Below are 605 nucleotides of genomic sequence, written 5' to 3'. Positions count from 1 at the left end.
CTGGGCTAAAGGTCGCGGCTAAGTTATCGCCGCCAGACTCTACTAACACTAGCTCTAGATTAGGATGACGCGTTTGCAAATCATCGATTGCGGCCAGATTCATAGAAGCGTCTTCGCGGATGGCCGTATGCGGACAGCCGCCTGTTTCCACACCAAGAATACGATCAGCAGGCAAGGCGTCGTGCTTAAGTAAAAAGTCAGCATCTTCACGGGTGTAGATATCGTTGGTAACCACGGCAATGTCGTAGTGATCTTTTAAGGCGCTACATAACTGGCGTAATAAGGCCGTTTTGCCAGAACCAACTGGTCCACCGACACCTACTCTTAAACAATGTTTCATGGCTATTTTTCCTTATATATTAGTCAAAATGTATGAGTCAAAGCGGTTATAAAATCGAAGAGGTTATAGCATTAAAGCGATCGTAAATAAAAAACGATTAGCTTCTAAATAATCTTGAATATTGGGTTTCGTGCTGGGCACTACCGAGCGCTAAGCCCGGTAAAATCGGACCTAACTGCTCATCGGTTAAAGCCAGCGCGGTATCAACGGCAGCGACCAGTTGCGGGCGTAGTTGCTCGTTTAAACGCTGTGCGGCAGTATGACC

The 605-nt window shown here is 46.8% G+C and carries 1 protein-coding gene; it reads right to left on the bottom strand.

Features of this window, described 5'->3' with window-relative positions; translation table 11 throughout:
- The coding region (locus tag ACS8FD_RS22425; protein ID WP_439277485.1) for a GTP-binding protein at positions 1–346 on the bottom strand (346 nt) is incomplete at its 3' end.
- Positions 347–605 lie beyond the last annotated feature (259 nt).

The organism is Psychrobacter sp. 1U2, from assembly GCF_051847575.1.
Note: the sequence above shows the minus strand (reverse complement) of the source record. Positions and strands in the feature narration are given on the sequence as shown.